Source organism: Tsuneonella deserti (assembly GCF_014644315.1).
In the GTDB taxonomy this organism is placed as follows: domain Bacteria; phylum Pseudomonadota; class Alphaproteobacteria; order Sphingomonadales; family Sphingomonadaceae; genus Tsuneonella; species Tsuneonella deserti.
Genome location: NZ_BMKL01000001.1, coordinates 2490989 through 2517942, shown reverse-complemented (window position 1 = coordinate 2517942; position 26954 = coordinate 2490989). Strand labels below are relative to the sequence as shown.

The following is a 26954-nucleotide window of genomic DNA, read 5'->3' as shown; positions in this document are numbered from 1 at the left end:
ATAGTCTTCGATGGCGCAAGGCGTCAAAGCGCTTGGCGCGCCTGCGGCTTTATGCGTAAGAGCAGGGCGTTGACCTGCCGTGTTATACGAGTAATACAGGTTTAGAGAAAATGGCTACTGCCGCTCCCAATTCGACCGATTTCGAAACCGCCCGGCGCGCGATGATCGACAGCCAGCTGCGAACCAGCGGGGTCAACGAGCCGTGGGTCCTGGCGCGTTTCGCCAGCGTTCCGCGCGAGGATTTCGTCCCGCAGGAGGCTAGAGCAGCCGCCTACACCGACCGCGCGGTGCGCCTCGATAACGACGGGGTTCTCGCGTCACCGCTGTTCCATGCGCGCCTCCTCTCCGAGGCAAGGCCTACCCATGCCGACAGCGTCCTCGTTGTCGATGGGGGCAGCGGCTATCTTCCGGCCCTGCTCGAAGGCCTCGCACGCTCGGTCGCGGTCCTGTCACCGGCGGAGGTGTTCTCGGGCAGCGGAGCCGGTGGCTACTCCGTTCTGCTGGTCGACGGTGCCGCGGAGCATCTGCCGGACCAATTGGTGGAGCGCCTGGCCGAGGGTGCCCGCGTCGCGACGGGAATCGTCGACGATGGGGTGAGCCGGCTGGCGATCGGCCGCAAGACCTCAGGCGCCGTTGCCCTTCTGCCACTGGCGGAGATGGGCATCCCACGCATCGCTGCGTTTGACAGACCTAAGGCGTGGACCTTCTGATCATGACCATTCGAGCGAGGCTGAAGCCGCTCCTTCTTGCCGGAGCCGGTTTGGCTGCATGCGCGCTTCCCGCTCCCGCGGCGGCCGATACGCTACGCGACGCACTTAATGGTGCCTACCGGACCAACCCAATCTTGCAGAGCGCGCGGGCCCAGCAGCGGGCCACCGACGAGACCGTGCCGCTCGAGAAATCTGCCGGACGCCCGAATGCCACTGGTAGCGTTCAGTACGTCGAGTTCGTGAAACAGAGCTCGGACAGCCAGTTCGCGCCGTCGCGCTCGCTGGGTGCCAGCATCGATCTGGGCGTGCCGATCTATTCGGGCGGAGCGGTCAAGAATTCGATCAAGGCGGCAGAGACTCGGGTCGAGGCCGGACAGGCCGATCTGCGTGGGACCGAGTCCTCGATCTTCACCCAGGCCGTCGCCGCCTACATGGACGTGATCCGCGGGGAGGCGCTGGTGCAGCTGAGCGCCAACCAGGTCGATGTGCTGACGGTCAACTCCCAGGCCACCAGCGACCGGTTCGAGATCGGTGACCTCACCCGCACCGACGTTGCCCAGTCGCAGGCGCGCCTCGCCATCGCGCAGGGTGATCTGAGGAGCGCGCAGGCGAACCTCATCAGCGCGCGCGAGGATTACATTCGCGTGACCGGGATGGCACCCGACGATCTCCAGCCGCCACCCCCGCTGCCGGGGCTGCCCGCCAGCGCAGCCGAGGCCGTCGCGACGGCGCTCGACAACAATCCCGATCTCATCGCCGCGCGGGAGCGGGCCGATGCTTCAAGGTACGACATCGACGTCGCCGGCGCCGGGCGCCTCCCGAAGGTTTCGGTCTTTACCGGCAGCGATTACAGCAACTACCTCGGTTCGCTCGACGGTCCCGCGCCGGGCGTCAGTGTCTCCCAGTCGGGCCTCGGGGTGCAGGCCGGAGTTCAGGTGTCGATTCCGATCTTTCAGGGCGGGCGTCCCGCGGCGCTCCAGCGCCAGGCGCAGGCACGCTCGGCAGCGGCCCAGGAAAACGTCATTGCAGCCGAACGTGACGTGATCGCGCAAGTGCGCTCCGCCTATTCGAGCTGGCAGGCCGCTAACCAGATCATCGATAGCACGCAGGTGGCGATCGAGGCGGCTGCACTGAGCCTTGAAGGCGTCCGTGCCGAAAGCACTGTAGGCAATCGCACGATTCTCGACATTCTCGACGCCGAGCAGGAACTCGTCGCGGCCCGGGCGCAGTTGGTGACCGCGCGGCGCAATGCCTATGTGGCGGGTTTCAGCCTGCTGGCGGCCATGGGCAAGGCCGAGGCGCGTGACCTGGGCCTGGATGACGACGGCCCGCTCTACGATCCGCAAATCAATTACGACCGGGTGAAGAACAAGTGGTGGGACTGGGAGCGCGATCCCGATCCAGTCGTGCAGTCCACGCGCACCGTTGACATACCCGCCCCGGGCGCGGACATTCCCGTTAACGATGATTCGACGCCCGGCAGCGGCGTCTATTGAGGCGGGGGCCCTTTGAACATGCGCCAGGACGGCGAAGCTTCGGTCGAGGAAATCCTCGAATCGATCAAGAAAGTGATCGCGCGGGACAACCGCGCCAGCGCTTTCGAGACGCGCCGCCGGCGTGAGAACGAAGGGCTTTCCGACAGCCTGCCCGAACCCGTGGATGCCGAAGAAGCGGGCGAAGTGCTCGACCTTGCGGCGGCCGATTACGTCGAGCAGGCTGCCGAGTACCAGGACGCCGAGACTTCCGACGACATTCACGATGCCGACCGGGACAAGGCTGACGACGAGGATCTCGTCGAGGATGGTCCGCTCGTGACCGAGGCCGCGCGCGTCTCGATGCGCCATAACCTCGCCGCGCTGGCGATGCTCGCCGAGCCCGGGGTTCCGCCGCAGATCGTGCGGTCGGGCGAGACCTCGCTCGAAGGCCTTACGCGGGATCTTCTGCGCCCGATGCTCAGCGAGTGGCTCGACAAGCACCTGCCCGACATGGTCGAACGGCTGGTGAAGGACGAGATTGCGCGCATTGCCGGCAAGCGCGGCTAAAGGCGCTTTCCTCCGCCGGGCGCGCCCGCTAGTCGGGGGCTCATGAAAAAGACCACCGGGCTCGCAGCTCTCGCCGCGCTTTGCGCGATCGCCTCCCCCGCCGCCGCCAAGCCAAAAGCCGCGCGAGCGGACGCGCGGGCGCCGTTCAGCGCGCAGGATCTGGTGACGCTTCCGCGACTCGGCGGCGCAGCGGTGAGTGGTGACGGGACAATGGCGGTGTACCCGGTCACCGAAACCGACCCGGCCAGCTTCAAGCGCTCCACCGCGCTTTTCGTACGCAGCCTTGCAGACGCGAAGGCGATGCCACGGCGGATTGACCTAGGTGGCACGGCATCCAGTCCGGCCTTCGGCGATGACGGCTGGCTTTACTTCCTGTCCGACCGCGGCGAGGGCGGCAGCGACCAGGTCTGGCGTGCCCGGATCAGCGCGGACGGCAGCGCGGCGGACGTTTCGCAAGTTACCGCGCTCAAGGCCGCGGTTGCCGGTTTTGCGCTGTCTCCTGATGCCACGCGTATCGCTGTGTGGGGAGACGTTGGGCGGGAGTGCGCCGGTTTTGGCTGCGATCCCGACGGATCGACCCACCTGCCGGGCCCGGGCACCGGCCGGCTCTACGATGCCAGCACCGGCTTCGTCCGGCACTGGGACCAGTGGGAAACGCCGGGAGTCTATGGCCGCACGTTTGCGTTCCCGCTCGTCGGCGGCAAGGCGACGGGGGACGGAGTTCCGCTGGATGGCCCGGCAGGCAAGGGCGCTCTGGTCGGCGACACGCCCACGAAGCCATTCGGCGGCGGCGAAGACGTTGCCTGGGCCGCGAACGGCCACGGGCTGTTCTTTGCCGCGCGCAAGGCCGATGCGGACGAACCGCGCTCCACCAACATCGACTTGTGGTTCAACGACCTTTCCGGCCGCGCGCCGGTCAACCTGACCCAAGCCAACGAGGGGACCGACACGCTGCCCGCCCCCTCTCCCGACGGTAAATGGCTCGCCTACGCCGCGATGGCCCGCCCAGGCTATGAGGCTGACAAGCTTACCGTGATGCTGCGCGAGCTCGCCACCGGAAAGGTGCGGGCACTGACGACCGATTGGGACCGTTCGGCCGGCTCGCTCGCGTGGACGCCGGATTCGCGCTGGATCGTCGCCACCGCGGGCGACGTCCTCGATACGCCGGTATTCCGCATCGATCCCGTCACCGGCAAGGTCGAGAAGCTCGACCTGATGGCGGGCAACGAAGCGCATATCGGTGACGTGGTGCCGCTGTCAGGAGGCGACCTCGTGTTCACCCGCAACTCGATCGGCGCCCCGAACGAGCTCTACCTGTCGAAGAATTGGGGCCAGGCCACTCCGCTGACCGATGCAGCGACGTCTATCATGGGCAAGCGGGCACCGATCGTGACCCGCCGCTTCAGCTTCAGGGGCGCGAACGGCGACACCGTATGGGGCCAGATTACGAAGCTCGACGGCAAGAAGGGCCCGATGCCGGCGATTCTCTACGTCCATGGCGGGCCGCAGGGTAGCTTCGACGATTCGTGGTCGAGCCGCTGGAATCCGCGCGTGGTCGCCAGCCAGGGCTACGCGGTGGTGTCGGTCGATTTCCACGGCAGCACAGGCTACGGCCAGGCTTTCACGGACAGCATCACCAACGACTGGGGCGGGAAGCCGCTGGAGGACCTGCAGAAGGGCTTTGCCGCCGCGGTCGCGCTCGACGGCCAGATCGACGGGGACAATGCCTGTGCGATGGGGGCCAGCTATGGCGGATACATGATGAACTGGATCGCCGGCCGCTGGCCCGACAAGTTCAAGTGCCTCGTCCAGCATGACGGCGTGTTCGATGCGCGCGCGATGGCATACGAAACCGAAGAACTGTGGTTCGACACCTGGGAGCACGGCGGCAAGACCTACTTCGAGGATCCCGCCGCCTACGAAAAGTGGAACCCGGTGAATTACGTCGACAACTGGAAGACGCCGATGCTGGTCATCACCAGCGAAAAGGACTTCCGCATCCCTTACACCCAGGGCCTGGCCGCCTTCACCGCGCTGCAGATGAAGGGCGTACCCGGCCAACTGCTGGTGTTTCCGGATGAGAACCACTGGGTGCTCAAGGGAAAGAACTCGCTCCAGTGGCACAAGACGGTGTTCGACTGGCTCGATCGCTGGCTCAAGCCCGCGCAGACCTCGGGCAAGTGACCGGGGCCGCCGATATTGCAAAGGCGCAGGCCGCGCTGGCGAAGATCGGCGGCGAGCATGTCGAGCGGCACATCTTCCTGTGCGCCCTGTCGGACAAGCAGAAGTGCTGCTCGCGCGAACAGGGTTCACGGTCGTGGAAGTATCTCAAGCGCCGGCTGAAAGAGCTGGGCCTGGCGGGAAGGACGGTCCAACGGACCAGAGCCGATTGCCTGCAGATCTGCGAAGCGGGTCCGATCGCGGTCGTCTGGCCTGACCGCGTCTGGTATCACTCGTGCGACGAGGCGGCGCTCGAGAAGATCATCCGGCAGCATCTCATCGGCGGCGAGCCGGTGCAGGAATTGCGCTTGCGCGAAGACCCCGCGCAACGCGGCGAGTAACCGGGTCAGCCGCGGCGATCGTGCGAGTCGGTGACCGACTCGTCATGCCCGGTGCCGTTCGACATGAAGACCAGGCCCATCAGCGTGCTCATCAGCAGCATCGAAGCGCCAACGCCGAGGCCGGTCGCGATGTAGAAGTGTATTGGCAGGCCGGGCAGCGTCACCCACAGGTATACGAGTACCAGCGCCACCGTGAACAGGCTGATCCAGCTCATCAGGCGCATTATTCGCCTGTAGCGGCCCCACGCGAAGGCAGCGCTTTCCGGATCGTCGAGCGGGGAGGGCTGGGGCATCGCGCCTAAATGGGATGCGCTCATCCGGCCGCAATGGGCAATGCTGGCCTTCGGCGCCCAATCGTGTCACTCTCTCCGTCCCACGGGTTGAGAGAAAGGGAGAGTCCTATGGACATCGCCCACTTGCTGGCACGCCGCGCGACCAACGAAGTGATCGTTTGCGACGTGAACGATCGGATGCGCGATGCCGTGTCGATCCTCGCCGCACGCCGGATCGGCGCCATGCCGGTGATCCGCGACGGTGAAGTTGCCGGCATCTTTTCCGAACGCGACGTCATCTACTGCCTTGAGGCCGAAGGCGAGGCGAGCCTCGACAAACCGGTCGGAGAGGTAATGACCGCGCCGCCCATCACGGCCACGCCGGGCACGCGGATCGAAGACGCTCTGGAATTGATGACCCGCCGGCGCATTCGCCACCTGCCGGTGGTGGAGAACGGTTCCATGTGCGGCTTCGTGTCGATCGGCGACCTTGTCAAAGCGCAGGTCGATGCGATCGCTTCCGAAGCCGAGGCGATGCGGGTCTATATCCAGACGGCCTGACGGCGCCGCTTGAGCCGGGACGACCGAAGCCCCATATTGCCCGTATGGCCGAGCCACTCATCCTCACGCCCAGCGCCGCCGCGCGCGTTGCCGCGATCGCTCAGCGCCAGGGCAAGCCTGCGATTCTGCGCCTCGCGGTCGAAGGCGGGGGCTGTTCCGGCTTCCAGTACAAGTTCGATCTGGCCGAGACGCCAGAGTCAGACGACACGGTCACCGAGCGCGACGGGGTCCAGCTGGTGGTCGACCCCATCAGCCTCGACCTGATTGCCGGCAGCACGGTTGATTTCGTCGAATCGCTCGGCGGAGCGGCGTTCAAGGTCGAAAATCCGCAAGCGGCCGCCGGCTGCGGTTGCGGTTCGAGCTTTGGCATCTAAGACCGGCGGGATGCGGATCGCATCCTTCAACATCAACGGCGTAAAGGCGCGCCTGCCCCGCCTGCTCGAGTGGCTCGAGGAGCGCCGTCCTACAGTCGCCTGTTTGCAGGAGGTGAAGAGCCAGGACGAAGGCTTCCCCTACGAAGAATTCGAAAAGCTCGGCTACCAGGCCATCTGGCACGGACAGAAGGGCTTCAACGGGGTCGCCATCCTTGCCGACGGGGTGAAGCCGGTCGAGGCGCAGCGGACCCTGCCGGGCGATCCCACCGACGAGCATGCCCGCTATATCGAGGCCGATGTCGGCGGAGTGCGGGTCGCCTGCATCTATCTGCCGAACGGCAACCCGGTCCCAGGGCCCAAGTTCGACTACAAGCTTGCCTGGATGGAACGCCTTCGCGCTCGGATGCGCGAGCTATGGGCGCTTGAGATCCCCGTCGCGGTAGTGGGTGATTTCAACGTCATCCCGCAGGACAAGGACGTCTGGTCGCCGCGCGCGATGGCCTCCGATGCGTTGATGCAACCCGAATCGCGCGACGCGTACGCCCGAATCCTCGGCGACGGTTGGACCGATGCCCTCGACGCTCTCAACCCGCGTGGGGGCCTGTGGACGTTCTGGGACTACCAGGCGGGGGCCTGGCAGCGGGATCATGGCTTTCGCATAGACCACATGCTGCTGAGCCCCGAAGCCGCCGACCGGATGACCGCCGCCGGTATCGACAAGGAATACCGCGGCCGCGAGAAGGCGAGCGACCACGTCCCTGTATGGGTCGAGCTGGCCGGCTGAGGCGCTTCCTGCCCGGTCAGCGGTAAAAGATATGGGTGTCGATCGTTGCCCGGGCGATCTTGGTGCGGCTCCAGCTCGGCTTCACGTAGCGAGCGTGAAAATACAGCGCATCGCCCGCCTGGCTGTCCCAGAGACCTTCATGGGCGATCCGGGCTATCGCGCTGGCACGGCGCCAGGCAGCCGATCCGCGATCGATCCTCGGCATTGTGCCACCGCGCACGAACGAGAACTGGGCACGCTGGAATACGACGCCGCAGTAATCGGAAGGGAACTGGCCGGATTCGGCGCGGTTGATGATCACCTGGCCCACGGCGAGTTGGCCATCGAGCGGTTCGCCCCGCGATTCGAAGTAAATGGCGCCCGCCAGGCACTCCATCTCGCGCGACAGCGAGGCGTCGCGTGGCATCTTGCCGACGAGCTCGCTGAGTGAGTCCGCGTCGCCGGGGCGCGTCGCGGCGCTCGTCGGCTCCGCGATCGGCTGGACCACTTCATTGGAAACGAATTCGACCGGAGGCGCGGCGGGTGTCGCCTGCGGCACGGTTTCTTCGGTCAGGGCCGTGGTAACGACCGGGCGGTTCTCGCTAACTTCAGCGTTGGCGCCGGAACCATCGGCGGCGAAAAGCGTAAGAAAGGCAGTCGCGACAAAAGCCGCGATCGTGGCACGGTGAAACGTCATTGATGTGTCGATCAAGGCGGTGAGCCGCACTGTCGCAGGCCGGGAACTCGCGCGTGGACCGCGCTAGATGAGTTCACGTTATTCAGCCTGCCGGCTGCCCCCCGTCTGCGCGCTGACTGGTCGACCCCATGTCGTCCCGAGCCGCCTGCGTCCGTTAAGGTGAGCGGTCAGGTAATTGCTGCACCTGCGAAGTCAAATTTTCAGGGCAAGGCTGCGACGAACCGTTCCTTATCTGGGACGTCTACCTCGATTAACCATAAATCCGGGTCCGATCTCCGTCGCCCTTCAAGAATCGCCGAAATTTCCCGTTTATTTTCAATGCCGAATTTGAGACTGCGGGCGAATATTCGGTTCCCGTCCATTTGAGGCATACGTTCGAAAAGCTCCGGTTCTTCACCACGACACAATAGGACAAGAACGATCGATCCAGCGTCGTGCTCACCCCTGGCAAGAACCGTGGCAAACCCGCCCTGCGATTCGGCGACGCGGCGGATCGCTGCCGCTTCGATGTGGGCCGGAAGACGCGCTTCCAACGGTCAAAGGCCAGAATAGCCGGGCAAACCCGACAGCGGAATGCGGGACCGCATGAAGGTGCCCGTGCCTCGACCGATCTCGTCGCCCTCGCTGTCGATCAGTCGGGCTTCCCCGACCAGCACTCGCTTGCGCCCGCTGATCCAGCGTCCTTCCGCGATAACTTGTCCCGCACGGACCGGCTTGGTGAAGTGCAGGTTGAATGAAGTCGTCAGCAGGAAACGATCCGTGACCAAGGTATTGGCCGCATAGAAAGCTGCGTCGTCGAGCATCTTGAAGTAGATCGTTCCGTGCGCCGCGCCTGCGGCGTGATACACATCAGGTGTCACGTCGAAGGTCAGCCGGGAGCGCCCTTCTCCGACGATCTCCAGGCGTGAAGGAAACAGCACGTTGACTGGCGCGGCGCGGTAAAGCCGCTCGAGCGCGCGGTAATGAATCTCCGCGCCGGCGGGTTGCTCAGGCCGCGTCACGATCCAGCGCGTTGGTCAGAAGGGCGTAGAGCATTTCCGGATCGCCGGCTTCGCTCATTGCGCGATGCATATCCTCGTCCCGGACCAGGCGCGACAGGGCAGCCAGCGCATGAAGGTGCGTTGCCCCCGCGTTGACCGGAGACAACAGGCCGATCACCATATCGACCGGCAGTCCGTCCGCCGCAGCGAAGTCGACGGGAGAAGTCAGTTTCATCACAGCCGCCACCGGCCGTGCCAGCCCGTCGATCCGCGCGTGAGGCAGCGCTACGGAGCGCCCGAAGCCAGTGCTGCCGAGCGCCTCTCGCTCCTGCATCCCCTCGAGTACGACGGACTGGTCCAACTGATAAACCTGCGCAAAACGCGCGGCGAGCTGCTCCAGAACCGCCGCCTTATCCGCGGGGGAGGCTACCCAGACTGCCTGGGGCAGGAGCTTGAAGATCGCATTCATGAAAGCTGAGTCTTCGAATATTGACGCTTTTTGCCGCATGCCGGCAGGGCGCGAAGAGGCGGAAAAGGGCGGCGGATGACGGTGTCAGCGCGGCTCGACCCAGCCGACGGATCCGTCGCGACGGCGGTAGACCATATTGTGCCGGCCCGTGCCAGCGTTTTTGAACAGCATGGCGTTGGTGTCGCGCAGGTCCAGCATCATCACTGCGTCGGCAACGCTTGTCTCGGGAATGTCGGCCGTCGTCTCGGCGATTATGATGGGCGAGTCGGCCATCTCGACCTCCTCGGCCTCGGCATCCGGCGCTGCCAGAATGGTGTAGGCGGCTTCTTCCTGGCCGGCGGCAAAGGCGGATTGCTCGCTCCGGTCATGAAGGCGGCGCTTGTATCGGCGCAGCTGCTTGTCGATCTTCTCGGCTGCCTGGTCCAGCGCCTGATGCGCGTCTTGCGCCACTCCGTGCGCCTTGAGGATCAGGCCCTGCATGACGTGGGTGATGATATCGCAGCTGAACGCTCCGTTCGGTGCCTTGCCGAACGTGACGTGACTGGAGATAGCCCGATTGAAGTACTTCTCGACGATTGCGTTGAGGCGGTCGCTGACATGTTCCTGCAGCGCAGTGCCGGTTTCGATCTGGTGACCCGAAACGCGAATATCCATCGTCGATCTATCTCCTGTTCTTGTGCAACCCTGCATCAACGTCAGGCGGCCCAGATCGCTCCCTCGATCCGGCCGATGAAAGCGGCATGTCGTGATAATTCCGCGGGCGTAGCAAAATGCGGGCGGGGCGCGCGGAATATTCGTTCGCGCACGACGGATGTCGGCATCGCGATCACGGTCGTATCGCTCACCTCGCCTGCCAGTTCGAGACCGATCTGGCGGCCGCCGGTAAGCTCAACGTAGACTTGCGCCAGCAACTCGGCATCGAGCAGCGCGCCGTGTTTCACCCGGTGACTGCGATCGATCCCGTAGCGGGTGCAGAGCGCGTCAAGCGACAGCTTCGCACCCGGATGGCGGCGCTTCGCGATACCGACGGTGTCGACCATCCGGCTCATGCACACCGCTTCGAGCCCACACAGGTCAAGCTCGTGGTTGAGAAAGGCGAAATCAAATCCTGCGTTGTGAGCTACCAGAGGCGCGTCGGCGATGAATTCCAGCAGTTCGGAACACTTGTCGCGGAAGCGCGGCTTGTCGGCGAGGAAAGCCGCGGAAAGGCCGTGCACGGCTTCCGCCGCCTCCGGCATGTCGCGGTCCGGGTTGAAATAGGCGTGGTACGTGGCGCCCGTGGGCACGCGATTGACCAGCTCGATGCAGCCTATCTCGACCATCCGGTCACCCGTCCGCGGGTCGAGCCCGGTGGTTTCCGTATCGAACACGATCTCACGCATCAGTAATTGTCTTATCGGCCCGAGAATGCGGGCTGGCAAGAGCCGCCGCCCCAATTCGGGATGCGAGATTCAATCGGTTCGCAAATTCGCGATGAGCGCCTTTACCTCGTTCTCGGTCGCCAGAAGCGACGTTCCGGTATCGATCACAAAAGTCGCCCGCGCCCTCTTTTCGGCGTCGGGAACCTGAAGCGAAAGGATGTGGGCGAACTTGTCCGGCGTCATGCCGGGGCGGGCGAGAACGCGGGCGCGCTGAACCTCCGCCGGCGCCGAGACCACCGCGACCGCATCGACGCTCTCGGCGCCGCCTTTTTCGAACAGGAGCGGGATGTCGAAAACGACCAGCGGTTCACCGGCATGTTCGATCATGAAGGCGTGGCGTTCCGCGGCAACGGCGGGGTGGACGATCCCCTCGAGCCGGGCGAGAGCATCCGGATCGGCGAAGACCTGCGCTCCAAGGTGCTCGCGCTTGACCCCTTCCGGCCCCGTGGATCCGGGAAAAGCGGCTTCGATCGCCGGGAGAAGCGGTCCGCCTGGGCCCTGGAGCCTTCGAACCACCGCATCGGCATCGAATACCCGCACCCCGGCGGCTTCGAACATCGCCGCGACCGTGGATTTTCCCATTCCGATCGAGCCGGTGAGGCCAAGGATGAAGGGACGGCTCATGTCGTCAAAATCCTTCGGAGCGCTTCGTCCTCGCCGCGCGGCGGGGCGACGCCGAAGAATTTCTCGAACGCCAGCGCCGCCTGACCGATCAGCATCGCCAGCCCGTCGATCGTGCGGTGTCCGGCACGCTGCGCCGTAGCCAGGAAGGCCGTTTCCAGGGGATCGGTGACGATGTCGTAGGCGATCGCCCCGGGAGGTGCGTGACTACAGTCGAACGGGAGGGACGGCTGCCCGCGCATCCCCAGCGGACTGGCGTTCACGACCAGGTCCAGGCAGCCTTCACGATCGTCGAAGGCAAATTCGGTGGGATCGGCGAAATGAGCCAGATCGATCGCATGATGTTCTCCCCCCGGATCCAGTTCGTCGAGAATGGCTCGCGCCTTGGCGGGCTCGCGTCCCGCGAGAACGATGACGAAATGTTGTGCCGCGAGTGCCGCGACGATCGCTCGGGCAGCGCCTCCCGTCCCCATCACCCGGGCCGTGCGGAAATAATGTGTCTCGGCAAGTTCACGCGTAAGCGGTTCGAGAAAGCCCCCGGCGTCAGTATTGTAGCCAACCAGGTCGCTGCCTTCCCGCACGACCGTGTTGACCGCGCCGATGCGCGCGGCAAGCGGTTCGAGCCGGTCGAGGGCGGGGATAACCGCCTGCTTGAGCGGCATCGTCACGTTGCAGCCACACCAGTCCGGATCGGCGCGGCGCTCCTCGAAGTAACCCGCCACGTCTCCAGGCGTGACCCGGCTGGTGCGGTAATCCGCGGAAATGCCCAGCCGCTCGATCCAGAAGCCGTGGATCGCCGGTGATTTCGATTGGGCAATCGGATCGCCGATCACCTCGGCATATCTCTTCATCCCGGCAACTCCCCCAAGCTGCGCAAGGCGCCGAGCACGGGCAGCAGCGGCATGCCGAGAACAGTGAAGTGATCGCCGGCGATATGAGAGAACAGTTGCACCCCTGGACCTTCGATGCGGAACACCCCGACGCAATGGCTGACGGCGGGCCATTCCAGGTCGAGGTAGGCCTCGATGAAATCCGGCGACAGGTCGCGCACCGTCAGCCTGGCGACCTCTCCGCCCGACCACAGGATTACCCCGTCGCGGGCCAGAGCAGCCGCGCTATGCAATTCGATCCTGCGGCCGGAAAACCAGGCAAGGTGGCTTGCCGCCTGTTCCCGGCTGGCCGGCTTGTCGAACCGTCGCCCGGCGCAGGTAACCAGCGAGTCGCTGCCCAACACCAGCCGCTGCGGGTGCGCGCGTGCGCCCGCGAGCGCCTTGGCCTTTGCCAAAGCCAGCGCCACCTCGCCGGGCGGGGCCTGGCCCAATTCAGCTTCGATGGCACGTTCGTCGACAGAAGCGGGGACGGTCTCGAACGGAACGCCCGCCCCCTTCAACATGGCGCTACGGGAGGTGCTCTTCGAAGCGAGAACCAGGGGCGCAGAACTCGTCATACCGGCCCCATTCGCTCGGGCAGGGCTTCCCGTGCATCGCGCTCCCCGAGCAGACGAATGATCGCCGCAGCAGTTTCCTCGATCGAACGGCGGGTGACATCGATGACGGGCCAGTCGTTGTCGGCGAACAGTCGGCGGGCGAACCTGACCTCCGCAGCCACGCGGTCGGCGTCGACATAGTCGCTTTCCTGCCCGTCCGCTATCGTCAGCAACCGATTGCGGCGGATCTGGATCAATCGATCGGGGGCGGTGGTCAGCCCAACGACCAGCGGGCGACGCAAGGTAAACAGGGCACGCGGAGGCGGACTCTCGACCACCAGAGGGATATTGGCCACCTTGTATCCGCGATTGGCGAGATAGATGCTGGTCGGCGTCTTCGAGCTGCGCGACACTCCTGCGAGCAGGATGTCGGCCTCCTCCCAGTCCTCGTGACCGATACCGTCGTCATGGGCGATAGTGTACTGGATGGCCTCGACGCGTGCGAAATAGGCAGCGTCCATCGAGTGCTGCCTTCCGGGACGACCGTGGGCCTCCTGCCCGAGGTGCGCTTCGAGCGCTTCGGTCACCGCGTCGAGGACGGGCACCGCGGGCAGCCCGAGGGTGAGGCAGTGCTCCTCCAACCTGGCGCGGGTATCGGGATTGACGAGGGTAAACAGCACCAGGCCGGGAGAACCGGCGATATCAGGCACGATCCGGTCGATATGCTGCTTGCTTCGCACCATCGGCCAAAAGTGCCGCTGGACGTCCGCTTCATCGAACTGCGCGAGCGCGGCCTTGGCGATCATCTCCAGCGTTTCGCCGGTGGAATCCGACAGCAGATGGAGGTGAATGCGCGCCATGGGAGTGATTGGAGCTCTTGCTCGCCGACCTGTGGAGAATGTGCGGCATAAACCACGGGAGCAAACTGGGGACAAGCGAAGCGGGCGATTCCATGCCCGCTACCAGCCTGCGGCCCGGCGGGTTGTGGACATGGCGACAAGGTTCTCGACAGGCTGGGGATAGCGGGGAGAAGCTTCGGTTGACGCGCGAGTCCGGCGATTCGCCGATGCGCCGAAGCTGTTCAGGCCGGGAGAAATCGGGCAGGGCGGCGCAATCCCCGGTTTCCACAGGGCCAACAGACTCCTTCATCTCTTCTAAGAATCTATTTGTATTGGAATAAAGGAACGATGCCCGGCGCGCTTCTCGACACTCTGAACGGTCGCCGGGGCGATCAGGTCCCCATGTGGCTGATGCGCCAGGCCGGCCGCTACTTGCCCGAATACCGCGCGCTGAGAGCGGAAAAAGGCGGCTTCCTGGCCCTGGTCTATGACAGCGAGGCGGCAGCGGAAGTCACGCTACAGCCGATCCGCCGCTTCGGTTTCGACGGCGTCATCCTGTTCTCAGACATCCTGATCGTCCCTTACGCAATGGGACAGGATCTGACCTTTGGGCCGGGCGAAGGACCGCGGCTGCGCCCCCGGCTCGTCGATAGCGCCCTGGAGGCTCTCCAGGCGGTGCCTGAGCGCCTCGATCCGATCTATCGGACGGTGGGGCTGGTCAAGGCCGCGCTCGGCCCTGAGACGACCTTGCTGGGCTTTGCGGGAAGCCCGTGGACCGTGGCGACCTACATGGTGGCTGGGGAAGGATCGAAGGACCATCACGAGGCCCGGTTGCTTGCCTATCGCGATCCGGCCGCTTTTTCCCGGATCATTAGCGCGATCGAAGCCGTCACGGTCGACTATCTCGTCGGCCAGATCGCCGCGGGCGCGGAGGCGGTGCAGTTGTTCGATTCCTGGGCTGGAAGTCTCGCCCCGGACCAGCTTGAACGTTGGGTCATCGGCCCGAATGCGCGGATTGCGGCCGCGATCCATCAGCACTGCCCCGGCGTGCCGGTTATCGGATTTCCGAAGGGCGCGGGCGCGAAGCTTGCAGACTACGCACGCGAAACGGGGGTCGATGCCGTGGGCGTGGACGAGACGATCGATCCCGTGTGGGCCGCGCGCGAATTGCCTGCGGGTATGCCGGTACAGGGCAACCTCGATCCGCTTCTGCTCTTGGCGGGAGGGCGAGCGCTTATGGACCGCACTCAGGCCATTCTCCAGGCGTTCGCCGGTCGGCCGCACGTGTTCAACCTTGGCCACGGCATCGGCCAGCACACCCCGATCTCGCATGTCGAAGACCTCATACGCACGGTCAGGGCATGGCGGGGGTGACGATGGCGTCCGAACTTCCTAGATGGCAACAATGCAGAGCGTGCTGGCGATGACCTACCTGTGGCTCAAGGCCGGGCATGTCATATTCGTGATCTTCTGGATGGCGGGCCTGTTCATGCTCCCGCGCTACCTGGTCTATCACCAGGAAGCCGCGCCCGGGTCGCCCGAGGAGGCGGAATGGGCAAGCCGCGAGCGCAAGCTGCTCAAGATTATCCTCCTGCCTTCGATCATCGTCGTCTGGGTGCTCGGGATCCTGCTTGCGACCACGCAGCACTTGTGGGGCGAGGCTTGGCTGCACGCCAAGATCGCGCTGGTCCTCATCCTCTCAGGCTATCACGGATGGCTGGCGAGCTATGCAAAGAACCTTGCGCGAGGTGAGCGGCAACTGACCGGCAAGCAATTGCGGCTGCTGAACGAGGTTCCCGGGGTGGTCGCCGCGGTGATCGTCATCCTGGTGATCGTCAGGCCATTCTGAGCTTGCGGCCAATCGAGCCCCGGGCCGATTGACGGCGCGCCGGCGCACGCTTATTTCCCGCCAATCAACCGGCTTTTGCCGCCCCGTCAAAGCATTCGGGGCACGGTCTGCTTTCCCCAAGCCCATCGACCGGCCGGCCGCACTTTCCAGATACCGGAACACGACAATGCATTTGAAAGACCTCAAGAAGAAAGCCCCGGCCGAACTCGTCGAGATGGCCGAAGACCTCGGCGTCGAAGGCGCCAGCACGATGCGCCGGCAGGACCTCATGTTCTGCATCCTGCGCGAACTGGCCGAGGACGAGGAATACGAAGAGCCGATCATGGGCGTCGGCACGATTGAGGTGCTGCAGGACGGCTTCGGCTTCCTGCGCAGCCCCGAGGCGAACTATCTGGCCGGCCCGGACGACATCTACGTCTCGCCCAACCAGGTCCGCAAATGGGGTCTGCGCACCGGCGACACGGTCGAGGGCGAGATCCGCGCGCCGAAGGATGGTGAGCGCTATTTCGCCCTGACCAGCCTCAAGAGCGTCAATTTCGACAGCCCCGATGCGGTCCGCCACCGGACCAATTTCGACAACCTGACCCCGCTCTACCCGGAATCGAAGCTTTCGCTCGATACGTCCGATCCGACCGTCAAGGACAAGTCGGCGCGGGTCATCGACATCATCTCGCCGCAGGGCAAGGGCCAGCGCGCGCTGATCGTCGCCCCGCCGCGCACCGGCAAGACGGTGCTGCTGCAGAACATCGCCAAGGCAATCACCGACAACCACCCCGAAGTATTCCTGATCGTCCTGCTGGTCGACGAACGGCCGGAGGAAGTAACCGACATGCAGCGTTCGGTGAAGGGTGAGGTGATCTCCTCGACCTTCGACGAGCCCGCCACGCGCCACGTCCAGGTTGCCGAGATGGTGATCGAGAAGGCCAAGCGCCTCGTCGAGCACAAGAAGGACGTCGTCATCCTGCTCGATTCGATCACGCGCCTCGGTCGCGCCTACAACACCGTGGTGCCAAGCTCCGGCAAGGTGCTCACCGGCGGCGTCGACGCCAATGCATTGCAGCGGCCCAAGCGCTTCTTCGGCGCCGCGCGCAACATCGAGGAAGGCGGCTCGCTGTCCATTATCGCCACCGCGCTGATCGATACCGGCAGCCGCATGGACGAAGTCATCTTCGAAGAATTCAAGGGCACCGGTAACTCGGAAATCGTCCTCGACCGCAAGGTTGCGGACAAGCGCATCTTCCCGGCGCTCGACGTCGGCAAGTCCGGCACTCGCAAGGAAGAGCTGCTGGTCGACAAGGACAAGCTGTCGAAGATGTGGGTCCTGCGCCGCATCCTGATGCAGATGGGCACCGTCGATGCGATGGAATTCCTTCTCGACAAGATGAAGGATTCCAAGACCAACGAGGACTTCTTCGCGACCATGAACCAGTAGGTGTGAGGCTGGCGGCTCGAGCGATCGAGCCGCCAGAACTTATTGAGCAGCGCGGGCGAGCTGCGCGCCCATCAATTCCCAGACCTTGTTGATCGCCTTCAGCGGACGGACCATGACCTTGAAGTCCTTGATGAGGCCTTCATCGTCGAAGGTGATGATGTCGACGCCGTTGATGTGGATACCATCGAGCTCGGTGACGAACTCGAGCAGGGCGTGGTCCCCCGCGCTGAATTCCCGGACGTAGCGGAACTTGTCGGTATTCAGGACGACACCGGCGGCGGCGAGATAGCTGACGACCTTCGCGCGACCTTCCTGCGGCGTGTGCACGACGGGGGAATGGAACACCGCGTCTTCGCGGATGATCTCCGCCAGCGCGTCCGGCTGGTTGCCGCCTTCGAGCACCCGGTGCCAGTTCTTCAGCCCGTTTTCCGCGCTCATCGTTTCCTCCTAACCAACCTTGGCGAAGCTGTCCGCGCGGGCGGCTCGCCAATGATGGGCATACTGCGTTGCGTCCGGATCGTTTAGCAAGGCGCCGTCTGCGAGGAAGCGGTGGATCTGGTCGATCGATGTTGCTCGGGCGCTGTCGAGCCGCTCATGAATGTGCGGCGGAGTGATCTGCCACGGGTTTTCCAGTCCCATCGCGACCACCATCTCTCGCAGGCCGTGGAGCGTCTGGCGCTGGAAGCGGGCGACCCGCTCGGCCTTGTCGCTGACCACCAGGCCACGCTGGCGGGTCAGGTCCTGAGTCGCGATTCCCGTGGGGCAGGTATCGTCGTGGCACCGCATGGACTGGATACAGCCGAGCGAGAACATGAAGGCGCGGGCGGCATTGCACCAGTCAGCGCCCAGTCCGAAGTTCATCGCCATGCCGGCTCCCGAATGAACCTTGCCGGCCGCTGCCAGCCTGACATCGCCTTTGAGGCTGCAGCCTACCAGTGCATCGCGCATAAGCATCAGCCCCTCGCGCAGCGGCGTGCCGACGCGGTTGGACAGTTCCACGGGCGCCGCTCCCGTGCCGCCCTCAGCTCCATCGACAACGATGTAGTCAAGCCGGATACCGGTCTCGCGCATGGCCTTCATAATGGCGAAGATTTCATGCGGCTGGCCCACGCACAACTTGATGCCGACCGGCTTTCCGCCGGACAGGACGCGCAATCGGGCGGCCCATTCGAGCAGCCCGATGGGGGTCGAGAAAGTCGCATGAGCCGCCGGAGAGATGCAATCCTTGCCCTGGAGAACTCCGCGCGCGGCGGCGATCTCGGCGCTGACCTTGGACCCCGGAAGCACGCCACCGTGCCCCGGCTTCGCCCCTTGGCTGAGCTTGATCTCGACCATCCTGACCTGTTCAAGCTGGGCGGTGTCGGCAAAGCGTGCCGGATCGAACCGGCCCTCGTCATCACGGCACCCGAAATATCCGCTGCCGATCTCCCATACGAGGTCTCCGCCGTATTCGCGGTGATACCTCGACAGGCCGCCTTCGCCGGTGTCGTGGTAGAACCCGCCCGCCGCGGCGCCTTTGTTGAGCGCCATGATCGCATTTGCGGAAAGGGATCCGAAGCTCATTGCGGAGATGTTGAGCAGGGCTGCCGAATACGGCTTCGCGCACTGGGGACCGCCTACGGACACCCGCCATTCCAGCGGGGCGCTCTCGTTCGGCACGATCGAATGGGAGAGCCATTCATATTCGTCGGAATAAACGTCCAGCTCGGTGCCGAAAGGGTGGGAATCAAGTTCGCCCTTGGCTCGGGCATAGACCAGCGCGCGTTCGTCGTGGTTGAACGGACGGCCCTCCAGATCTCCTTCCACAACGTACGCTCGCGCGTAGGGGCGCAAGTCCTCCATCATCCAGCGCACCCGGGCGAGCAGAGGGTAGTTTCGGCGCAAAGTGTGTTCCGGTTGCACGAAGTCCCACAATGCGACCGCCAGCAGCGGCAGCGTGGCGATCAGTCCCCAGCGCCACCACAGTCCGAATACCAGGCTCAGGGCGAGCAGCAGGCCGGGCACCGCGAAGCGCGTGGCGACGTTGGCCGACCAGCGCCAGCGGGCTCGGTTGATCATGCAGCGAGGTGCTCCGCGAAAAACGCCTCGGTACGAGAGTCGGCAAGCCGCGCTCCCTCCTCGTCACGGCGATTGCCGGTCTGCGCCGCGAAACCGTGATCCAGTCCGGGATAATCGTAGAGCGTGACCCGCGGATGACCGTCAAACGCCTTGTGGATGGCTGCCTGCGCCTCCGGGGTCACGAAATGGTCGGCGCCGGCGATGTGCAGCATTAGCGGCTTTGCGATTGCATGCGCTTCGTCGAGATGCTGGTCGATCGAAACTCCGTAGTATCCGACCGAAGCGTCGAGGTCCGTCCGTGCCGCGGCGGTGTAGGCAATAAAACCGCCCAGGCAGAATCCGACCAGGCCGACCTTTGCGCAGCCCGCTTCCCGCTTGAGATGGTGGATGAGAGCCTCGATGTCCCTAATGCAGTCGTCGCCCTTGAACCTCCCCATGTTTTCCAGCGCACGCTGGAATTGCTCGGGAACGTCGGGATCGAGTTCCTCCCCCGGGGCAAAGCGCCAGAAGATGTCGGGGGCGACCGCCAGATAACCCGCAGCTGCCCATGTATCGCACTTTTCGCGGATACCCGCGTTCACGCCGAAGATCTCCGGAATGACGATGATGGCCGCTTTGGCCTCCCCGGCGGGAATTGCGTGATAGACCGGAAAACTCTCTGCACCCTCGAATGTGGGAATTTGCACCGTTTCGCCCATGATCGTCTCCCTTTGACTGGCTCTGCCTAAACCCCGTCGATAGACTTTGCCAAATCCCTGTGACAGGTATCGCCGCCACAACGCAGGAGCCGGCCATGAAGGTCCATATCGAGATCGATTGCACTCCAGAAGAGGCGCGTACTTTCATGGGCTTGCCTGACGTGGGCAAGGCCAATGAGGTCTACGTCGATCTCATGGCCAAGGCGATGAAGGGCGTGGGCAGCATCGACAAGCTCCAGGAATACGCGAACCAGGTGGCGCCAATGGGCCAGGTTGGACTAAAGTTCTTCCAGAATTTCATGGAGAACGCGGGGAAGGGCGCCCGCGGAAGCGAGGATCCCAAAGATTCCTGACGCCGTTCGGCGTCCACCTCGGCAATTGATGGACACGATTTTCGCCCTCTCGAGCGGAGCGCCTCCCGCTGCGATCGCTGTGATCCGCATCAGCGGCCCCGCCGCCGCGAATGCGCTGACAGCCTTGGGCGGAAGACTTCCTGCGGCCCGTTGCGCGCAAACCCGGACGCTATACGACGCAGCGGGAGAAAAGCTCGACAGGGCTCTGGTACTCTGGCTGCCTGGCCCAAACACCGCAACCGGGGAGGATGTCGCCGAATTGCATCTGCACGGCGGCCGCGCGGTAGTTGCTGCTGTCGTGCGCGCGCTTGGAGAAGTCGAAGGACTGCGCCAGGCCAAGGCCGGCGAGTTTACGCGGCGCGCTTTTGCAAATGGCAGGATCGACCTTTCCGAAGCGGAGGGTCTGGCGGATCTCCTGTCCGCGGAGACAGAGCTTCAACGGCGCACCGCCATGGCAATGGCAGGAGGGGCTTTGTCTCGTCAGGTGGACGAATGGCGTGCTCGCGTCTTGGAACTCGCTGCAGAAGTGGAAGCCGTGCTCGACTTCGGGGACGAAGATGACGTCTCCATCTTGCCCGAAGATTTTTCGGCGCGGACGGTTCTATTGGCGGAAGAAATTGCCACGTGGCTTGCGAGGCCGCGAGCGGAGCCTCTTCGCGAAGGATTCAGGGTTGTCCTGGCTGGCCCCCCTAACGCCGGAAAATCTACCCTTTTCAATGCTTTGGTAGGACAATCGGCTGCTATCACAGCACCCTCTCCCGGGACGACCCGGGATATCTTGGAAAGGCCTGTAGCAATTGACGGGGTTCCGTTCGTCTTCCTGGATACCGCCGGCCTGCGCGACGATGCCGACAACGAGATAGAGAGCGAAGGCATAGCGCGCGCCAAAGCCGCGTTCGATACCGCAGATCTCGTGCTCTGGCTCGGCGAGGAGGGTCGAGGTCCCGACGGCTCTTGGGAAATCGATGCCAAGATCGATCTCGGCAATCACAAGTGCGCGGCGGTATCCCGCGTTTCCGCGGTGACGGGTGTGGGCGTGGACGAATTGAGCACGAAGCTGATCGATCGAGCGCGGGAGACCCTTCCCGTCCCCGGGCAGGTCGCTCTCAATGGGCGCCAACACGCTATCCTTTCAGAAGCTCACCGGGCGCTCGCCGAACATCACAACGACCCGCTCATTCTTGCGGAATATCTGCGGGTGGTACGCACGTCATTCGACCGATTGACGGGGAGAGCTTCCCCCGAGGACATGCTCGATGCGCTGTTTGCCCGGTTTTGTATAGGGAAGTGATGTTCCACGTGGAACACACTTTGACCGGGCCGGACTCCCGAACTATTTCCAACCAATGGACCATTACGACATCATTGCGGTGGGCGGAGGGCATGCCGGAGTCGAAGCGGCTGCCATAGCGGCACGAATGGGGCTCAAGGTCGCCCTAGTCACCTTGGACCCCGCCACCGTGGGAGCTATGAGCTGCAATCCGGCCATTGGCGGGCTTGGAAAGGGCCACCTTGTACGCGAGGTGGACGCTTTTGATGGGATAATTGCCCAGGCGGCCGATGCTGCAGCCGTACATTATCGCATGCTCAACCGATCGAAAGGGAGCGCGGTGTGGGGCCCGCGGGTTCAGGCGGATCGAACGCTATTCAAGTCCGCGGTGCAGGCTGCCCTGCGTTGCCAAGGGGACTTGTCGGTGTTGGCGGGAGAAGTCTCAGAACTCACGTTCGATCAAAACCGCGTGAGCGGTGTGGTGCTGGCGGATGGTGAAGGTATCTCCTGCCACGCGGTTATCTTGTGCACCGGTACATTTCTGGGCGGGAAACTCTTTCGGGGAGAGGAAGCGTTCGTAGGGGGCAGGATAGGAGAGAAAGGCGCAGTTCGCCTTGCCCGCCAGTTGCGCGATGCAGGACTTCCCATTGCACGCCTCAAAACTGGCACACCGCCTCGGATCGACGGGCGAACGATCGACTGGTCGCGGCTTGCCGAGCAGCCATCCGACGAGGAACGCTGGACGATGTCGCCGCTCACAAAGCGCCGAAAGAACCCCCAGCTTCGATGCGCGATCACCCGCACCAACTGGCGCACCCACGATATCATAAGGAATAATCTTGGCCGCTCGCCGTTGTTCAGCGGGGCGATTGAGGGGCAAGGCCCGCGATACTGTCCCTCCATAGAGGACAAGGTCCAACGCTTTGGCGATCGCGATGGCCACCAGGTTTTCCTCGAGCCCGAGGGCCTTGATACCAGCGCCGTTTACCCGAACGGCATCAGTACCTCGCTACCGACCGATGTTCAGCTGGACTTCGTCCGCTCGATGGAGGGGCTAGAACAGGCCGAGATCACGGTGCCTGGCTACGCCGTCGAATACGATCATATCGACCCTCGAGCGCTCGACAGCGGTTTGCAGGTCAAAACCATGCCGGGACTATATTGTGCTGGCCAGATCAATGGCACGACCGGGTATGAGGAGGCTGCAGCTCAGGGAATCGTGGCTGGATTGAGTGCGGCTTGCAAGGTGCTCGAACGAGACACGCCTGGGCTTGATAGGGGCAATTCCTACATAGCTGTGATGATCGACGACCTGACGCTCCACGGCGTGACGGAGCCATACCGCATGCTTACGGCACGCGCCGAATATCGTCTCCGTCTGCGAGCGAACAACGCAACGTCGCGCATCACGCCGATGGCTATTTCGGTGGGATGCGTGTCGGAAGCCAGGCTCGCGTGGTTTAAAGAGCGAGAGCACAAACGAAGCGAATGGGACACAAAATTGGACTCGCCGGTTAAGGGAGCCGATATAGGAAGCGGGAAGCAACTGGGCGCAACACGTCCGCTGCGAGAGTGGCTGGCCCACGATAGCTTGTCTCCGGATGCGCTGGCACGCCTCCTCCCCGGGGGTTTTCTCGCAGACGAAGTGGGCCATGAACTTGCGGAAGATGCGCGGTATGCGCCCTATATCGCACGACAAGAGGCAGAGCTTCGCGATCTGCGCACTAGCGGTGCGGTAGCCATTCCGTCGGATTTCTCCTTTTCGAGCGTCCCAGGCCTCTCGAATGAAATGCTCGGTCGACTTTCGGCCGCTCGTCCAGAGACCCTGGGTGCCGCAGCACGCGTACCCGGGATTACACCCGCGGCGATTGCTGCGTTGCTGGTCCACGTCCGCCGGGCGCAAGCTCTCACGTGATTACCACTGAGGAAGAAGCACGCGATTTCGTGTCGGCGCGGTGTAGTCGCGCAGCGTTGACACGTCTTGAGCGATTCGTCGAAATGCTAATTGCCGAGAATTCGAGGCAAAATCTCGTAGCTCGCGCTACGCTCGACCAGATTTGGCAGCGCCACATCGCCGATAGCGTGCAACTCCTTGATCACGTTCCACGTGAAACAGGCATTTGGTTGGATCTCGGAACCGGAGCGGGTTTCCCTGGCGTGGTCGTGGGATTGGTACGCGAAAGCCAAGACCTTATAATCGTTGAATCACGAAGGAAGCGGGTAGAATGGCTTGAGTGCGTAGTTTCAGAGCTGGAGCTCAAACATTGTCGCGTCGAGGGAAGGCGGGTCGAAGACGTTGAGGCTTTCTCGGCCGATGTTATTTCCGCTCGAGCGTTTGCGCCGCTTGAGAAGCTGCTGAAGCTGGCCCGACGCTTTTCCACAAACGACACCGTTTGGTTGTTGCCGAAGGGACGTTCTGCGGAGCAAGAGTTATCCGACTTCTCAGAAAGAGAGCGACATATGTTCCACGTGGAACAATCGCAGACCGACCCCGAATCGGGGATTATTGTCGGTAGGTTCGCCGGAGACAGCAGCGGATGATCACTATTGCCATCGCTAACCAGAAGGGAGGGGTCGGCAAGACGACCACCGCCATAAACATCGCCACCGCGATGGCTGCAACTGGTTGGAAAACCTTGCTTATTGACCTCGACCCCCAAGGAAATGCGTCTACGGGGATGGGAGTTGGGAGCGAAGACCGCGGTAGCTCGAGTTATGATCTGCTCGTAGAGGACATCACACTTGCCGAATGCGTTCAACCGACGGGCATTCCGGGTCTCGATATCGTACCCGCGACGGTCGACTTGTCGGGTGCCGAGATCGAGCTGGTGTCGGTGGAGGACCGGACCGGTCGGCTGAACAAGGTTCTAGGGGGCCACAAGGGTCACGATATTGCCTTTATTGACTGCCCTCCGTCACTCGGCCTGTTGACCCTCAATGCGCTGGGAGCGGCCGATACACTGCTCGTGCCACTCCAATGTGAATTCTTTGCCCTGGAAGGCTTGTCGCAGCTTCTTCAGACGGTGGAGAGGGTGCAGCAGAGGTTCAACCCTGATCTGGGCATCATCGGGGTTGTGCTCACGATGTTCGATCGGAGGAACCGCCTGACCGATCAAGTGGCCGAAGACGTGAGGTCCTGCCTCGGCCCACTCGTGTTCGAATCGGTCATTCCCCGCAATGTCCGGCTTTCGGAGGCCCCCAGTCATGGCCTGCCGGCTCTTGTTTATGATCACAATTGCCCTGGAAGCCGCGCCTATATTGCACTGGCCCGAGAATTGATCGGCCGCCTTCCCGAGCAGAGGAAAGCCGCATGAGCGAACAGGCCGACCCGATTCGCTTTTCGCTTCCGGAGCGTCCGAAGAACGACACCCGCAAGAAACTTGGCCGCGGCCTGGGTGCTTTGATGGGCGAGACGCGACGCGAAGAGCCGCTTGTCGTGGAAGAAGCCGCCTCCGGCACCGATTCGGCGCAGGTGAGGCGCGAGGGGCTTATGATGCTGCCGATTTCGGCGATCGAGCCCCTTCCAGGGCAACCCCGAAAACGATTCGACGACGCCGCTCTCGAGGAATTGGCTCAGTCCATCGCCCAGCGCGGTGTTATCCAGCCGATCATTGTTACCCCAACAGACGGGGGAGGCTACCGCCTCGTGGCTGGCGAGCGGCGCTGGCGAGCAGCCCAGCGCGCGCAGCTCCACGAAATTCCGGCGCTAGTCCGTCAACTCGGCGAGCGGGAGGTTATGGCACTTGCGCTGATCGAAAACCTCCAGCGCGAGGACCTCAATCCGGTCGAAGAAGCGCGAGCCTACCAGCGCCTGTCCGAAGATGAAGGGATGACCCAAGGCGAAATCGCCCGCCTGGTCGACAAATCACGGAGCCACGTGGCGAATATCCAGCGCTTGCTGCAATTACCCGATGCAGTGCTCGATCTGGTGCAAAACGGGGCGCTTTCGATGGGGCACGCCCGTGCTTTGATTGGCCACGAGGCCGCTCAAGAGATCGCCCGTCGTGCCGTGAGCGATGGCCTCTCGGTTCGCGACGTCGAGAGGATCGTACGCCGGGGTGGTGAGGGCGAATCAGTACGCAGGCCCGCCCGGGTCGCGCGCGATCCGGCAAAGGATGCCGACATCGCCGCGGTCCAGCGACATCTTGAGGAGTTCCTTGGCCTTAACGTCCAGATCAAGACGGACACCGATCCGCGATCGGGCGCGGTAACGATCAAGTATCGCACTTTGGATCAACTTGATCTTATTTGCCAAAGACTTACCGGCGGAGACATCTAGGCGTAACAGTGCATCAGCACTGCGACATTGTTTCCCGCACGTTTACCTTGCCCTAATGGAAAACCGCTAATCACCGCTCCTGGATCGTCGGGGGGAGTGTGTGACGAGGTCATTGCGCCACATCACCAGCATAGCTGTAGCCGGCGCGCTTGGCGTGTCCGGGACTGCAGCGCTGGCCGGTCAAGTGACCAATACCCTGCCCGTCCGCGTGCGGGTAACCACTGGGTGTTCGCTTCAAACCCGTCCGCTCACCTTTGATGCGACCGGCATTACCGGTACGAATCCGATCGACGCCACCACGACGATAACCGTCAAGTGCACACCCAATACCGATTTCGACATTGATATCGATACCGGCCTGTACGCGAATGGCGCCAGCGCTAACCGTCGCATGTTCAGTGCGTTGACCAGCAGCTACGTTTCATATGATGTTTACCGGGACAGCCCGCGAAACAATGTATGGGGCCGGGGGAAGACGCGGAACGTGGCCGGCAATTCGGGCACCGGGGCGCCAGTAGAATTCGTCCTTTATGGCCGAGTCCAGAACACCGGAAAGATCGTTGCCGGCGACTATTCCGACACGCTGCTCGTCACCCTCAATTTCTGATTCGGTTGATGCTGCAATGCTCAGCGGAGTAAGCCGCAGCGTTTACTCGACCTTAACTACGAAAGCCTAGGTATTTTACCGGATAACGAGATGAACCTCGCGGTGAGGATTAGCGAATTGGCAAGCAGTTCTACCTATACGGCGCTTCGGCTCATTAGCCGGACTGTTAGGGGAATATATAATGCGTAAGATTGCTCTGGGCATCGTGGCTGTCGCTGCTTTCGCCTCCACGCCTGCGCTTGCGGGTACCGCTACTGGCACTGTCCAGGTTTCGCTCAACGTCAGCTCTTCGTGCAGCGTGACCGCGCAGCCGCTTGATTTCGGCACGACCAATTCGTTCGCCGTAGCGATCGAGACGAGCTCGGCCACCACCGTGAAGTGCACGCCGCTGGCACCCTACTCGGTGTTTGTGAGCTACGGCGCGAATGCGTCGGGAACCCAGCGCCAGCTGGCGTCGGCGACGTCTACGGCCCTCGTCAAGTACGACGTCTATTCGGACGCCAGCCGTACGACCGCCTGGACCCCGACCGTGGGCACCACCGGCGTGGGCGATGGCACTGAAAAGGCCGCAACGCTTTACGGGCGCATTCCTGTCCAGACCGCGGTCGCCGCAGGTGACTACAAGGACACCGTTACCGTCACGGTTTCTTACTGATCCACGGTTCCCGCAAG

33 protein-coding genes are annotated in these 26954 nt (G+C 63.4%); 19 read left to right on the top strand and 14 right to left on the bottom strand.

Features of this window, described 5'->3' with window-relative positions; genetic code table 11:
- Positions 1 to 110 precede the first annotated feature (110 nt).
- The 5 genes from IEW58_RS12430 to IEW58_RS12410 are packed head-to-tail and all read left to right on the top strand — an operon-like array spanning position 111 to position 5313.
- Positions 111 to 710, top strand: coding sequence for a protein-L-isoaspartate O-methyltransferase family protein (locus IEW58_RS12430; RefSeq protein WP_229658577.1), 600 nt, complete (start codon positions 111 to 113; stop codon positions 708 to 710).
- 2 nt (positions 711 to 712) lie between these two features.
- Positions 713 to 2206: a TolC family outer membrane protein gene (locus IEW58_RS12425; RefSeq protein ID WP_188645407.1), complete on the top strand. Its 1494-nt coding sequence runs from the start codon at positions 713 to 715 to the stop codon at positions 2204 to 2206.
- A gap of 18 nt (positions 2207 to 2224) precedes the next feature.
- Positions 2225 to 2752: a DUF2497 domain-containing protein gene (locus IEW58_RS12420; protein ID WP_188645406.1), complete on the top strand. Its 528-nt coding sequence runs from the start codon at positions 2225 to 2227 to the stop codon at positions 2750 to 2752.
- A 42-nt stretch (positions 2753 to 2794) separates the two neighbouring features.
- Positions 2795 to 4936, top strand: a complete 2142-nt coding sequence (locus tag IEW58_RS12415) for a S9 family peptidase (RefSeq protein ID WP_188645405.1) — start codon at positions 2795 to 2797, stop codon at positions 4934 to 4936.
- On the top strand, positions 4933 to 5313 hold the full coding sequence (locus IEW58_RS12410; protein WP_188645404.1) for a (2Fe-2S) ferredoxin domain-containing protein: 381 nt from the start codon (positions 4933 to 4935) through the stop codon (positions 5311 to 5313). The genes IEW58_RS12415 and IEW58_RS12410 overlap by 4 nt, the downstream gene beginning before the upstream one ends.
- Before the next feature lie 5 nt (positions 5314 to 5318).
- Here the strand turns inward: IEW58_RS12410 and IEW58_RS12405 are convergent, their stop codons facing one another.
- The gene (locus IEW58_RS12405) at positions 5319 to 5630 is read right to left on the bottom strand and encodes a hypothetical protein (RefSeq protein ID WP_229658576.1); all 312 of its coding nucleotides are present in this window, start codon (positions 5628 to 5630) and stop codon (positions 5319 to 5321) included.
- Between the two features lie 84 nt (positions 5631 to 5714).
- Between IEW58_RS12405 and IEW58_RS12400 the strand changes: the two genes are divergently transcribed.
- From IEW58_RS12400 to xth, 3 genes are read left to right on the top strand one after another with little or no spacing between them, the layout of a single operon-like run.
- A complete protein-coding gene (locus IEW58_RS12400; protein ID WP_188645403.1) occupies positions 5715 to 6146 on the top strand; it encodes a CBS domain-containing protein in 432 nt (143 codons plus the stop codon).
- Between the two features lie 44 nt (positions 6147 to 6190).
- Positions 6191 to 6520, top strand: a complete 330-nt coding sequence (erpA, locus tag IEW58_RS12395; RefSeq protein ID WP_188645402.1) for an iron-sulfur cluster insertion protein ErpA — start codon at positions 6191 to 6193, stop codon at positions 6518 to 6520.
- A 10-nt stretch (positions 6521 to 6530) separates the two neighbouring features.
- Positions 6531 to 7304 (top strand): exodeoxyribonuclease III, encoded by a 774-nt coding sequence (xth, locus tag IEW58_RS12390; RefSeq protein ID WP_188645401.1) that lies wholly within the window; start codon positions 6531 to 6533, stop codon positions 7302 to 7304.
- Between the two features lie 16 nt (positions 7305 to 7320).
- Here xth and IEW58_RS12385 read toward each other — a convergent pair whose 3' ends face one another.
- The 10 genes from IEW58_RS12385 to IEW58_RS12340 form a co-directional block, all read right to left on the bottom strand.
- Complete coding sequence (locus IEW58_RS12385) at positions 7321 to 7980, bottom strand: cell wall hydrolase (protein ID WP_188645400.1); 660 nt, start codon at positions 7978 to 7980, stop codon at positions 7321 to 7323.
- A 200-nt stretch (positions 7981 to 8180) separates the two neighbouring features.
- Positions 8181 to 8513 (bottom strand): DUF1491 family protein, encoded by a 333-nt coding sequence (locus IEW58_RS12380; protein ID WP_188645399.1) that lies wholly within the window; start codon positions 8511 to 8513, stop codon positions 8181 to 8183.
- Positions 8514 to 8516: 3 nt separating this feature from the next.
- The gene (locus IEW58_RS12375) at positions 8517 to 8981 is read right to left on the bottom strand and encodes a PaaI family thioesterase (protein ID WP_188645398.1); all 465 of its coding nucleotides are present in this window, start codon (positions 8979 to 8981) and stop codon (positions 8517 to 8519) included.
- The gene (locus IEW58_RS12370; protein WP_188645397.1) at positions 8968 to 9429 is read right to left on the bottom strand and encodes a PTS sugar transporter subunit IIA; all 462 of its coding nucleotides are present in this window, start codon (positions 9427 to 9429) and stop codon (positions 8968 to 8970) included. Before IEW58_RS12370 ends, IEW58_RS12375 begins: the two co-directional genes overlap by 14 nt.
- Before the next feature lie 84 nt (positions 9430 to 9513).
- Positions 9514 to 10083, bottom strand: coding sequence for a ribosome hibernation-promoting factor, HPF/YfiA family (gene hpf, locus IEW58_RS12365; RefSeq protein ID WP_188645396.1), 570 nt, complete (start codon positions 10081 to 10083; stop codon positions 9514 to 9516).
- A 41-nt stretch (positions 10084 to 10124) separates the two neighbouring features.
- Entirely contained in the window at positions 10125 to 10811 is a 687-nt protein-coding gene (gene dnaQ / locus IEW58_RS12360; RefSeq protein ID WP_188645395.1) for a DNA polymerase III subunit epsilon, read from the bottom strand.
- 69 nt (positions 10812 to 10880) lie between these two features.
- On the bottom strand, positions 10881 to 11474 hold the full coding sequence (coaE, locus tag IEW58_RS12355) for a dephospho-CoA kinase (RefSeq protein WP_188645394.1): 594 nt from the start codon (positions 11472 to 11474) through the stop codon (positions 10881 to 10883).
- Positions 11471 to 12322: a shikimate dehydrogenase family protein gene (locus IEW58_RS12350; RefSeq protein WP_188645393.1), complete on the bottom strand. Its 852-nt coding sequence runs from the start codon at positions 12320 to 12322 to the stop codon at positions 11471 to 11473. The genes coaE and IEW58_RS12350 overlap by 4 nt, the downstream gene beginning before the upstream one ends.
- A complete protein-coding gene (locus IEW58_RS12345) occupies positions 12319 to 12918 on the bottom strand; it encodes a Maf family protein (RefSeq protein ID WP_188645392.1) in 600 nt (199 codons plus the stop codon). The genes IEW58_RS12350 and IEW58_RS12345 overlap by 4 nt, the downstream gene beginning before the upstream one ends.
- A complete protein-coding gene (locus tag IEW58_RS12340; RefSeq protein ID WP_188645391.1) occupies positions 12915 to 13757 on the bottom strand; it encodes a pyruvate, water dikinase regulatory protein in 843 nt (280 codons plus the stop codon). The genes IEW58_RS12345 and IEW58_RS12340 overlap by 4 nt, the downstream gene beginning before the upstream one ends.
- A 327-nt stretch (positions 13758 to 14084) precedes the next feature.
- Between IEW58_RS12340 and hemE the strand changes: the two genes are divergently transcribed.
- From hemE to rho, 3 genes are all read left to right on the top strand, one after another.
- Complete coding sequence (hemE, locus tag IEW58_RS12335) at positions 14085 to 15110, top strand: uroporphyrinogen decarboxylase (protein WP_188645390.1); 1026 nt, start codon at positions 14085 to 14087, stop codon at positions 15108 to 15110.
- 31 nt (positions 15111 to 15141) lie between these two features.
- Positions 15142 to 15585, top strand: a complete 444-nt coding sequence (locus tag IEW58_RS12330; protein ID WP_188645389.1) for a CopD family protein — start codon at positions 15142 to 15144, stop codon at positions 15583 to 15585.
- A gap of 166 nt (positions 15586 to 15751) precedes the next feature.
- Positions 15752 to 17017: a transcription termination factor Rho gene (gene rho / locus IEW58_RS12325; protein ID WP_188645388.1), complete on the top strand. Its 1266-nt coding sequence runs from the start codon at positions 15752 to 15754 to the stop codon at positions 17015 to 17017.
- 39 nt (positions 17018 to 17056) lie between these two features.
- On the opposite strand, the gene IEW58_RS12320 is transcribed toward rho, so the two are convergent.
- From IEW58_RS12320 to IEW58_RS12310, 3 genes are read right to left on the bottom strand one after another with little or no spacing between them, the layout of a single operon-like run.
- Positions 17057 to 17455: a nuclear transport factor 2 family protein gene (locus tag IEW58_RS12320; RefSeq protein ID WP_188645387.1), complete on the bottom strand. Its 399-nt coding sequence runs from the start codon at positions 17453 to 17455 to the stop codon at positions 17057 to 17059.
- Between the two features lie 9 nt (positions 17456 to 17464).
- Positions 17465 to 19075: an FMN-binding glutamate synthase family protein gene (locus tag IEW58_RS12315; protein ID WP_188645386.1), complete on the bottom strand. Its 1611-nt coding sequence runs from the start codon at positions 19073 to 19075 to the stop codon at positions 17465 to 17467.
- Complete coding sequence (locus IEW58_RS12310; RefSeq protein ID WP_188645385.1) at positions 19072 to 19773, bottom strand: dienelactone hydrolase family protein; 702 nt, start codon at positions 19771 to 19773, stop codon at positions 19072 to 19074. The genes IEW58_RS12315 and IEW58_RS12310 overlap by 4 nt, the downstream gene beginning before the upstream one ends.
- Before the next feature lie 95 nt (positions 19774 to 19868).
- On the opposite strand from IEW58_RS12310, the gene IEW58_RS12305 reads away from it, so the two are divergent.
- The 8 genes from IEW58_RS12305 (at position 19869) to IEW58_RS12270 (ending at position 26937) form a co-directional block, all read left to right on the top strand.
- On the top strand, positions 19869 to 20126 hold the full coding sequence (locus tag IEW58_RS12305) for a DUF6489 family protein (RefSeq protein ID WP_188645384.1): 258 nt from the start codon (positions 19869 to 19871) through the stop codon (positions 20124 to 20126).
- A 25-nt stretch (positions 20127 to 20151) separates the two neighbouring features.
- Positions 20152 to 21417 carry a tRNA uridine-5-carboxymethylaminomethyl(34) synthesis GTPase MnmE gene (gene mnmE / locus IEW58_RS12300; RefSeq protein WP_229658575.1) on the top strand — a complete coding sequence of 422 codons (1266 nt, stop codon included), beginning with the start codon at positions 20152 to 20154 and terminating at the stop codon, positions 21415 to 21417.
- Positions 21418 to 21472: 55 nt separating this feature from the next.
- Positions 21473 to 23311, top strand: a complete 1839-nt coding sequence (mnmG, locus tag IEW58_RS12295; RefSeq protein ID WP_188645382.1) for a tRNA uridine-5-carboxymethylaminomethyl(34) synthesis enzyme MnmG — start codon at positions 21473 to 21475, stop codon at positions 23309 to 23311.
- Positions 23308 to 23937, top strand: a complete 630-nt coding sequence (rsmG, locus tag IEW58_RS12290) for a 16S rRNA (guanine(527)-N(7))-methyltransferase RsmG (protein ID WP_188645381.1) — start codon at positions 23308 to 23310, stop codon at positions 23935 to 23937. Before mnmG ends, rsmG begins: the two co-directional genes overlap by 4 nt.
- On the top strand, positions 23934 to 24710 hold the full coding sequence (locus IEW58_RS12285; protein WP_188645380.1) for a ParA family protein: 777 nt from the start codon (positions 23934 to 23936) through the stop codon (positions 24708 to 24710). The genes rsmG and IEW58_RS12285 overlap by 4 nt, the downstream gene beginning before the upstream one ends.
- A complete protein-coding gene (locus IEW58_RS12280; protein WP_188645379.1) occupies positions 24707 to 25675 on the top strand; it encodes a ParB/RepB/Spo0J family partition protein in 969 nt (322 codons plus the stop codon). The genes IEW58_RS12285 and IEW58_RS12280 overlap by 4 nt, the downstream gene beginning before the upstream one ends.
- 184 nt (positions 25676 to 25859) lie before the next feature.
- Entirely contained in the window at positions 25860 to 26282 is a 423-nt protein-coding gene (locus IEW58_RS12275; RefSeq protein ID WP_188645378.1) for a Csu type fimbrial protein, read from the top strand.
- A 181-nt stretch (positions 26283 to 26463) separates the two neighbouring features.
- Complete coding sequence (locus IEW58_RS12270) at positions 26464 to 26937, top strand: Csu type fimbrial protein (protein ID WP_188645377.1); 474 nt, start codon at positions 26464 to 26466, stop codon at positions 26935 to 26937.
- Positions 26938 to 26954: the final 17 nt, after the last annotated feature.